This window comes from Rhizobium sp. SEMIA 4085 (assembly GCF_013004495.1).
Lineage (GTDB): Bacteria > Pseudomonadota > Alphaproteobacteria > Rhizobiales > Rhizobiaceae > Rhizobium > Rhizobium gallicum.
On record NZ_JABEPH010000264.1, the window covers coordinates 1 to 8,615 of the forward strand.

Below are 8,615 nucleotides of genomic sequence, written 5' to 3' on the forward strand. Positions count from 1 at the left end.
GGCATGACCTTCGTCTATGTCACGCATGATCAGGAAGAGGCGATGGCCATGTCCGACCGGATCATCGTTATGCAAGGCGGTCTCGTGGCGCAGGAAGGTTCGCCGGCGGACATCTACAATCAACCGAGAACATCCTTTGTGGCGGACTTCATAGGCAAGTCCAATATCCTGCCGGTTTCGGGTCTGGATGACACCGCAATCGATGACGCGTGCGTGCGTCTATTGCTCGGAGAAGCAAACCTCCCGATTATCGCCGCTTGGCCGCAGGACCTCGTTCCGGGCAAGGTCCGGTTCTGTTGCATAAGGCCCGAGGCAGTCAGGCTTGCAGATGCTGCAGGTGCCATGGATGGGCCCGTGAACCTCCTGACGGCATCCGTCCAGAAGGTCGTTAACCTCGGCGCCTATCTGGAGGCCTGGTTGTCCGTTAATGATAAGACGACGTTAAAGTCCATGATCCGATCCACGCGCATGGACATGCTCGCTGTTGGCAGTCGCGTTGAACTTGCCATTGCCCATTCCGCGGTCCAGTTGCTCGAGCAATAGATCGATTAATAACAATCCAATATCAATAACTAATAATTGATATTGGAAATCTCATCGAACCCTTGGCTACACTTCATGCGATCCCAAGTCCGGGATCTCCTAAAGGAGGCACAAGAATGCTCAACAGAACGAAGGTTTCCGCGGTCCAGAACTCCAACAATGTCTGCGCCGACATCGTTGGGTTCGACTTCTCCAACTATGACGACAAAGACATTGCCGCAGTCCGGTCATACTGGCTGCAATACGGCGTTGTCCGCTTTCGTGCAGCACATATCACCGATCAACAGCAGGGGGATTTTTCGCGTCATTTCGGCGAGTTCGTCATCCATCCAAAGCAGTTGCAGGAGGGCTGACCCCCGACCCCCCGTGAGATCCGGGTAATCTGCAATGTGAGGAAGGACGGCAAGCCAAGCGGCGCGCTCGGTAACAGCGAAGCGTCCTGGCATCCCGATACATGGTTCTATGAACGCCCGCCGGCAGGAGCAATCCTCAGAGCGATCGAAGTCCCCCCTTCCGGAGGTGATACATATTTTCTGTCGACCTACCGTGCTTACGAAACGCTTTCGGACGAACTGCGCAAGGCTATCGATGGACGCCAGATCTTCTTCCAGAACGTCTATGACAAAACGGGCAAACTGCGCCTTGGAAAATCTGCGCCGAAGAGCCGTGATTTTCGCGAGTGGAGCGGCATCGTCCATCCCCTGGTCCGCACCCACGGCGAGACCGGACGCAAGGCTCTCTACCTAGGCGGCACGTCCGAAGGATCCTGGATCGTCGGCATGCCGCTCGACGAGAGCAGCGATCTGATCACAAAGCTCTGGGAACACGCGACCGGTAGTGCCGCCGAAGCTTTCATCCAGAAATGGGAGGTCGGCGACATCATGATGTGGGACAACCGCTGCACGATGCATCGGCGCGACTCCTTCGATCCGAACACCATCCGCATCATGCATCGGACGACGACCGCCGGCGAACGTCCGATCTGAGGCAGATGATAGAGACGATCGGAGTTTTGTCGAATGACTGAACCATATCGGATGAGAATGCGGCCAAAGGCCATTCCGCAATCATTGCGAACCCTCCTTGCGGAGGTCGAAACCGCAACCATCGGCCATTTTGAATATGTCGGATTCGTCGGCGCGCTTATCACCCCCGTCTTTCCGGCAAAGGCGATTGGAACGGCGATCACGGTGGCCGCACCAGGCCGCGATGGAACCGTCATTTACAAGGCCATCGATCTGCTTACCCCGGGAGATGCTCTCGTCATCTCCCGGGTCGATCAGGACGACGTAGCCTGCGTCGGCGGCGGTGTCGTGGCAGCCGCCCGTGCGCGCGGAGCAGTGGCCGTCATCGTCGATGGACCCTGCACGGACGTCGAAGAGATTCGGGCCAGCCAATTTCCGGTCTGGTGCCGCGGCGTCTCATCCAAGACGACGAGCCGCCGGCACAAGATCGGCGGCGCCATCAACGTCCCAATTGCGTGTGGTGGCGCAGCCGTCCTGCCAGGCTACGCGGTCCTCGCTGATAACGAAGGCGTCTTCGTTGCCGAACCCTCGCATATGCGCCGCGTCGCCGACTTTGCTCTCCGACGACAACGGCATTCGCTTCAGCTGCGGCCCCATCTTGAGGCCGGCCATTCCATCTTCGATTTGGACCAGATCGTGTCATGAAAATTTCCCTCATCCAGATGAATTCCCAGCCCGACCGCGATCTCAACCTGCACACTGCCGAGACCCTGATGCACCAGGCAATGGAACGCGATAGACCGGATCTCATCGTGCTTCCGGAGCATTTCGACTGGTCTGGGGGAACCGCTCAAGAGAAGCTCGCCGCGGCCGACGACATGCCGGGCGGCAAGGCCTATCGAATGTTGCAGGAATTCGCGGCTCGAGAACAGATCTGGATTCACGGCGGAAGTCTGCTCGAAAGGATCGGAGGAAGTTCAAAGATATATAACACGACGGTGGTTTTCGACCCGAAGGCGCGGGAGGTCGGACGCTACCGCAAAATCCATCTGTTCGACATCGAAGCGCCGGACGGCAAGATCTATCGTGAATCCGAGACAGTGGCCCCTGGCGATAGACTCTTCATCTACGAAGCGCACGGATACAGGATCGGCTGCGCCATCTGTTACGATCTTCGTTTCCCCCGACTCTTCGACGCGCTTGCTAGTGCGGGTGTCGATGTCGTCATTCTACCAGCAGCCTTTACGCTGCAAACGGGCAAGGACCATTGGGAAGTACTCTGCCGTGCGCGTTCTATCGAACTCCAGGCCTATTTCGTCGCCTGCGGACAATGGGGTGGCTATGTAGCAGCGAATGGGGAACGGCGTTTCACCTATGGCAATTCTCTTGTCTGTGATCCCTGGGGCCAAGTGATCGCCCGAGCGGCCGACCAAGTCGGCGTGCTTTCTACTCACATCGATCGCACCCGCGTGGCGGCGGTCCGGGAGCTCATTCCGAGCGCATCGCACAAGACCAGCTTCGAAGGGTTGGCTCGGACGTCCCTCGATTGCGGCATCGCTGGCTCCTGCGATCGTTCATCGTGTACCGGCAGCCGACGTGGCAGAGCTCCCAATTCTTGCAGTGGCGAGACGACGAGAGATCCCTAGACTTCGCCGTAGCCATCGCCCATCCATTCAACCGGATACCAAGCATGCCTCCCTCGATAACCCAAACGATCGGCGAATATATCGGCGAGGAATCCTTCTCACGCCTCCCGCCGGAGGTCATTCACAAGAGCAAGCTTTGCATAATGGATTCGATTGGCTGCCTGTTCGGCGCGCGTAATCTGCCAGTCTCCCGCATGATGGACAGCTTTCTAACTGATAACTATGCGGCCGGCCCCGGTGTCCGTTTACTCGATCCTGGAATGTCGGCCTTTCGCAAGGCGTCACTTATCAATGCACTCGACTTCGATGACATCTACGAGAAGGGCCACCCCGGCGCCACCGTCATCGCAGCCGCGTTGTCGATGACCGCCCATAGGGAGTGTTCGGGTGCGGACTTTCTTGAAGCGGTCGTCGTCGGTTACGAAGTTAGCTGCCGTGTGGGTATCTCGCTTCTTCATCGGACACCGCGAAAAACGCTTCACGGACATGGAACGTGGCAGACGTTTGGGGCAACCGCAGCGGCTGCGAAGTTGATGCGGCTTGACGCAGGCCAAGCGGCGCAAGCAATCGCGATCGCTGCGGCCAATGCGCCAGTCGCCTCGGTCATGAAGACCGTCTACGGCAAAGCCCCGTCAATGGCGAAGAACAACTTCGGGGCAGCGGCGCAGACGGGCGTAAACGCGGCGCGGCTTGCTGCGGCGGGCTTCGAGGGGCCACTGGATATCTTCGAAGGTCAGACTGGTTTTTGGCGTATGGCAGGGGCAGACGACTGCGATTTCGGCCGATTGACCCGTTCCTTCGGTTCGATCTACGAAATCTCAAAAGTCGGTTTCAAACCTTTCAGCTGTTGCCGGCTTATCCAGAACAGTGTGCAGGCGTGCCGCGACGTCTTCACAATGGCCGGAATCGATGCTGCGGCCAGCGAGCGCATCAAGCTGGGTGTCACGGCACCTCCAATCGTTTGCGAACCGCCATTCAGCACTGTGCGGCCGAAAGACATGTGGGCGGCGCAGTTCAGCGCGCCCCATGCCATTGCGATGGCAGTCCTTGGCGTTGAACCTGGCCCGGATTGGTTCGCGGAAGACTGGCTGCGTCACGATATCGCTGGGAGCCTTCAGGACATCATCGAGTTTATGCCTCGTTCGGCGCGCGACCTATTTCGCGAGCCGCATGCAGCAAGTGCTTGCTTGCCCCTTCACGATGGAAGAGTGCTCGAAAAGTATGTCCCACTTGCTGATGGAGAGGCTGCCAACCCTATGCAGGAGTCGGCTCTCGAAACAAAGTTCCTGCGGCTCGCTAGCCCGACAGTTGGAGATAAGGCATCCCTTGAATTACTGGATAGGTTGCAGAACTTAAAGAGCGCCACGTCTGTTCAACCGTTGGTCCGCTTCGTCTCAGGCTCTATGAGCACCGCGGCCTGATAACCGATGTATTGACTGCGCTTGTGGATCGCCTGTGAGTCTTGCGACGCGATCGGTTTTGCCCATGCGGTCGAAATGCGCAGCCGGTCTTTGTGTCAACGGGCCAGGCGGTTGAGACTTCCCAGCATTCCAAGCTATGGGAAATTCCGTCCAACGCCCGCTGTGCTGTCGCAAAGACTTGAGACGCAGGAACCAATCGCTTGCCATGACATTCTTCTCCGACTGAAAGAGGAGATACCAGATGGCTTACGACCCGAAAAACTCAAACCGGGAGCCCGACCTGCGCACGACGCCCAGCGATTCTCGCCGCTCGAATTCTTGGGTTGGATGGATTGCCGCTGTAGCGTTGGTCGCGATTGCAGTTTTTGCTCTCACCCAGTGGCTTGCTGGACCGGATACGGATCCGCAAGCCACTGCTTCGACAAGTAACTCCGAACCAGCACCGGCTCTGGCACCCCCCACCGCACCGGCAGACAATAATGCCGCTCCCGCTCCGGCAACTGCGCCGCCGGCTGGCACGCAGCAATAGCTTTATCCTGCGAAGGAAGCCGGCTGGCCGGTTTCGCTGGGGCGAACCTACCCAGAAACGTCACCCTGCCCCCGACCTTGCGACCGGGCGATGGAACGGGGTCTCATTTCCTCTTAAGCGCGATCAAGTCCAGACGGACTCAGCGCCATTTTCTGCGCAACAATGAAGATCCGCAGGAATAAGAAAGTTTTATATTTAGACTCGGCGTGACGTTCCTGCTTTACACAAATACCCCTCCGACAACAAAAACATGTCCCGATCTTTCCTTTAACCGATGCAACCAAAGTGCGAGATTCCCATAGCCACATTTAGTGGATGTAGGAGCCCCACGGAGGACAAGCGATGGAGGCTGTAGCCGGATATTTTTCGCTTACTGACATGGCATGCCTCGGCGTCCGCCTTGATGCGGATGATCTCCACAAGGCTGCCAAAGATGCGTGGTCTGACATGCGTCTGGGACGGGCGCACGGACTGAAGTCTATTCTGTCATTCAGCGAGACAGACCTTTGGAAACAACCGGAGTTTCGGCCCTATCGCAACGAACTCAAGGGCGAGAGATTGGGCTGGAAGCTCTCTGCGCTTTCCGGTGTCGGGGGTCGGTATGCCGCGGTAAAAGTGGTCGGCGCCAATGCAATAAACCGCCGCTTTGGCCTGCCCCGCTCCGCCTCGACGATTATTCTCCTCGATAGCTTCACGCTGCGTCCTCTTTGCGTGATGGACGGGACAGAAATCTCCGCAGCACGAACGGCAACCTATGCCTCAATGGCGCTTGAACGCTTCTTCTCGATAGGAAATGACATATCGGTGTTTCTCTTCGGAGCAGGCCCGATTGCCGAGGAAATCGTCAAAGCGCTTGGCCACTTCGGAAAGGACATCATTTCAACGATCTACGTGCGCAGCCGATCGAGAGCTTCCGCGCAGCGGCTCGTCGAAAAACATGGACCTACCGCCGGAGTTCCACTTGAGACTGCTTCTGATAATCGCAAGCTCCGCGACTGCCGCTTCGTAATCACCGCCTCCAATGCCAGCGTGCCCGTCTTCGCAGCGCAGGATATATTCGCGAATGCCGTTCTTCTGCATCTTGGCGGGGACGAAACGCCTGTCGACCACATTCAAACTGTTCTTCGGTCAGGGCTTGCGATCTGCGACGATGTTTCCATGGTATCCCGGCGCAACTCGCAAAGCCTTGCGCTCTATTTCTCGCGGATGGGCGCAACGCTGGAGCAACTTGGTCCTTTTCTCGGGGTCATGGGCTTCAAAGACCTCCCCGTCGGAGGAGACGTGCCGGATCGCCCGATCCTGATCACGTGCGTCGGTTTGCCGATGCTCGACCTCTATGTCGCCGCCCACGTCTACGAAACCTGGCTCAAGCCTGACGCTCGCGCAGCGCAACCTCTCGGCTCGCCCGCTCGCACTTGAGGTGGAAACAGTGGTACGCGGAGGCACAAATGTACGCGACCCAGATCCTGGCAGATCATCTGATGGCCTATCCGTCCGCAGCTTTGCCCGCCGAAGCGAGACAAAGCGCACTTTGCTGCATTCTGGACGCAGTGACTGCGGCAGTGGTCGGAAGCGAGATCGGCGGTGCACAGGTGGCGCGTGCGATCGCCCGGCAAGAATTCGGAGTCGGCCGCGCACCGATTTGGTTTACCGGTGAAAGCATGGGGACGACAGCTGCGGCCTTCTGCAACGCCGCCTCGGCATCGGCGCTCGATTTCGACGACGGTCATCGCGGCGCGCGCGGTCATCCTGGTGCAGCCGTCATACCCGTTGCTTTGTCGGTCGCTTGTGAGACGGATGCGCCCGCCGACGACATCCTAGCCGCCGTTGCCCTCGGATACGAGGCCGGCATACGTATTGCTATCTCACAAAATCCGGGTGCCATAAAGAGCCGGCAATCTGGACGCTGGACAGGATATGGCGCCGTCGCCGCAGCCGGGCGTCTCTACGGAACAAATCCGGCAGCACTTGCCCAGGCACTTTCGATTGCCGGAGTGCTGGCCCCGAACCAGGAGGCAAACGGCAGCTCTGGCTACGCGAAATGCACCGGAAATGACGTCAAGGAAGGCATCGCATGGAGCGTGGTAACCGGGCTTCTCGCGTTGCAACTCGCCGAGCGGGGATTTACAGGCCCGCTCGATCTGCTCGATCATCGTTCACATTTCGATCCGTCGGTCATCGCTGCAAGCTTTGAACAACCGATGGAAATCTCAAATGTCTATTTCAAACCGTACTCCTGCTGCCGCTACATCCATCCCGCTCTTGACGCGCTCACGGCAGTCTGCCGCCGTATCGACGTAACGCCAGAGAAGATCGTATCAGTAGACGTGCATACGTTTCAGTGGGCTCTCCGGCTCGCCAACTCTCACTCGCCGAAGACCGTGACCGATATCCAATACAGCCTGCCCTATTGCATTGCGATTGCTGTCATCGATGGAATTGCAGCGCTTGCGCCGATTAGCGAAGCCCAACTTGCCAGACCGGACCTATGCGACTTCGCCCGCAGCGTCCGTCTTTTGGTCGACCGCGAGATCGACGGACGCTTTCCCACGGAAACGCTTGCATATTTGAGCCTGCACACAAGCGACGGTACGACAGTGACCTCTGACGTCACGGCGCCACGCGGCGACAAGGCGCGGCCGATGGATTGGGATGAACTTGTCGAGAAGTTTCGCGCGGCGACCCGGAAAAAGCTTTCGTCCAAGATGCAGCGCACTATCCTGAACGGGCTTTTGGCAATGAACAGAGGAGACGCCGCTCCTTTCCTTCAATGCCTGCGCATGCCCTTGATTCAGTGAGATCATTCGCACCGATAGTCAGCCATGCCTGTCAGCGGCTTACGGTTTTTTGGTTTCAAAGATTTGCTCCGTCCTGCGGTGGCCTCAATGCTACTTTGCGACGATTGATCCATAATTACCCCATTACCCTTACCGATCACACTGGATCACGCATGATCACATCGGCGCCGACCAGCTCCGGTTCGAACCGCAGATCGGAAGCGGGGTCATCACCCTGCGAATTCGGCAGGAACGCTTCCAGCAAGATAATGTCCGGTCCGCTGTCGGAAATCGCCTGATCATGCGGGGTGTTTGCCGAAGCGAAGATGGGGTTGCCGCAGCGACGATCGCTTATCTGGTCCAGGGAATGTGATGATGTCGGCCGTCGGAAGACTTCTAGAAGCGGGTGTTTCGGTGCTTCCAGACTTCAAGCTACGCAGTTTACGCCTCGCTGTCAGCAGCGGCTCCATGATCTCCTGGAGATCAGCTATGCCGTCGACCAGCTCGCGGATACGCTCCTCGAATTTGACCGCTCCAACGTTCCCGACCTTCAGCCCGAAATTGCGCAAAAGTCCGCGAATGTCGTTTTCAATGGCAATCGCTTTTCCCTGCAGTAGCTTGCGCGCCGTCAGCAGGGCTCGCCGCTTCTGGCTCGTCAGCGTTTTCACATGCACAGGACGGTATAGATTAACCCGCATCATCGGCGCGATGCCACGCGCATCATTGCGATCAAG

General features: G+C 57.9%; 7 protein-coding genes and 2 pseudogenes. 8 read left to right on the plus strand and 1 reads right to left on the minus strand.

The window, feature by feature from the left end; genetic code table 11:
- The 8 genes and pseudogenes from C9413_RS34260 to C9413_RS22615 all read left to right on the plus strand — a co-directional run.
- Window positions 1-543 (plus strand): TOBE domain-containing protein (locus tag C9413_RS34260; protein ID WP_170250938.1); only part of this gene is annotated, 543 nt, incomplete at its 5' end.
- Window positions 544-659: 116 nt separating this feature from the next.
- A pseudogene (locus C9413_RS22590) lies at window positions 660-1,529 on the plus strand (TauD/TfdA family dioxygenase).
- Between the two features lie 33 nt (window positions 1,530-1,562).
- The gene (locus C9413_RS22595; RefSeq protein ID WP_039845804.1) at window positions 1,563-2,213 is read left to right on the plus strand and encodes a dimethylmenaquinone methyltransferase; all 651 of its coding nucleotides are present in this window, start codon (window positions 1,563-1,565) and stop codon (window positions 2,211-2,213) included.
- The gene (locus tag C9413_RS22600) at window positions 2,210-3,154 is read left to right on the plus strand and encodes a carbon-nitrogen hydrolase family protein (protein ID WP_082046553.1); all 945 of its coding nucleotides are present in this window, start codon (window positions 2,210-2,212) and stop codon (window positions 3,152-3,154) included. Before C9413_RS22595 ends, C9413_RS22600 begins: the two co-directional genes overlap by 4 nt.
- A 44-nt stretch (window positions 3,155-3,198) precedes the next feature.
- On the plus strand, window positions 3,199-4,575 hold the full coding sequence (locus C9413_RS22605; protein WP_170250939.1) for an MmgE/PrpD family protein: 1,377 nt from the start codon (window positions 3,199-3,201) through the stop codon (window positions 4,573-4,575).
- A 241-nt stretch (window positions 4,576-4,816) separates the two neighbouring features.
- Window positions 4,817-5,104, plus strand: a complete 288-nt coding sequence (locus C9413_RS33715; protein WP_082046554.1) for a hypothetical protein — start codon at window positions 4,817-4,819, stop codon at window positions 5,102-5,104.
- Between the two features lie 342 nt (window positions 5,105-5,446).
- Complete coding sequence (locus C9413_RS22610; RefSeq protein WP_052451590.1) at window positions 5,447-6,523, plus strand: hypothetical protein; 1,077 nt, start codon at window positions 5,447-5,449, stop codon at window positions 6,521-6,523.
- A gap of 29 nt (window positions 6,524-6,552) precedes the next feature.
- Window positions 6,553-7,902 carry an MmgE/PrpD family protein gene (locus C9413_RS22615; protein WP_039845805.1) on the plus strand — a complete coding sequence of 450 codons (1,350 nt, stop codon included), beginning with the start codon at window positions 6,553-6,555 and terminating at the stop codon, window positions 7,900-7,902.
- Between the two features lie 410 nt (window positions 7,903-8,312).
- On the opposite strand, the pseudogene C9413_RS22620 reads toward C9413_RS22615, so the two are convergent.
- Window positions 8,313-8,615 (minus strand): annotated as a pseudogene (locus tag C9413_RS22620) (IS110 family transposase); the annotation flags it as partial.

Coding starts and splice junctions, on each gene's coding strand:
- C9413_RS22605 (WP_170250939.1), top strand. CDS start 3,199: ATGCCTCCCTCGATAACCCAAACGATCGGCGAATATATCGGCGAGGAA.
- C9413_RS22615 (WP_039845805.1), top strand. CDS start 6,553: ATGTACGCGACCCAGATCCTGGCAGATCATCTGATGGCCTATCCGTCC.
- C9413_RS33715 (WP_082046554.1), top strand. CDS start 4,817: ATGGCTTACGACCCGAAAAACTCAAACCGGGAGCCCGACCTGCGCACG.
- C9413_RS22595 (WP_039845804.1), top strand. CDS start 1,563: ATGACTGAACCATATCGGATGAGAATGCGGCCAAAGGCCATTCCGCAA.
- C9413_RS22610 (WP_052451590.1), top strand. CDS start 5,447: ATGGAGGCTGTAGCCGGATATTTTTCGCTTACTGACATGGCATGCCTC.
- C9413_RS22600 (WP_082046553.1), top strand. CDS start 2,210: ATGAAAATTTCCCTCATCCAGATGAATTCCCAGCCCGACCGCGATCTC.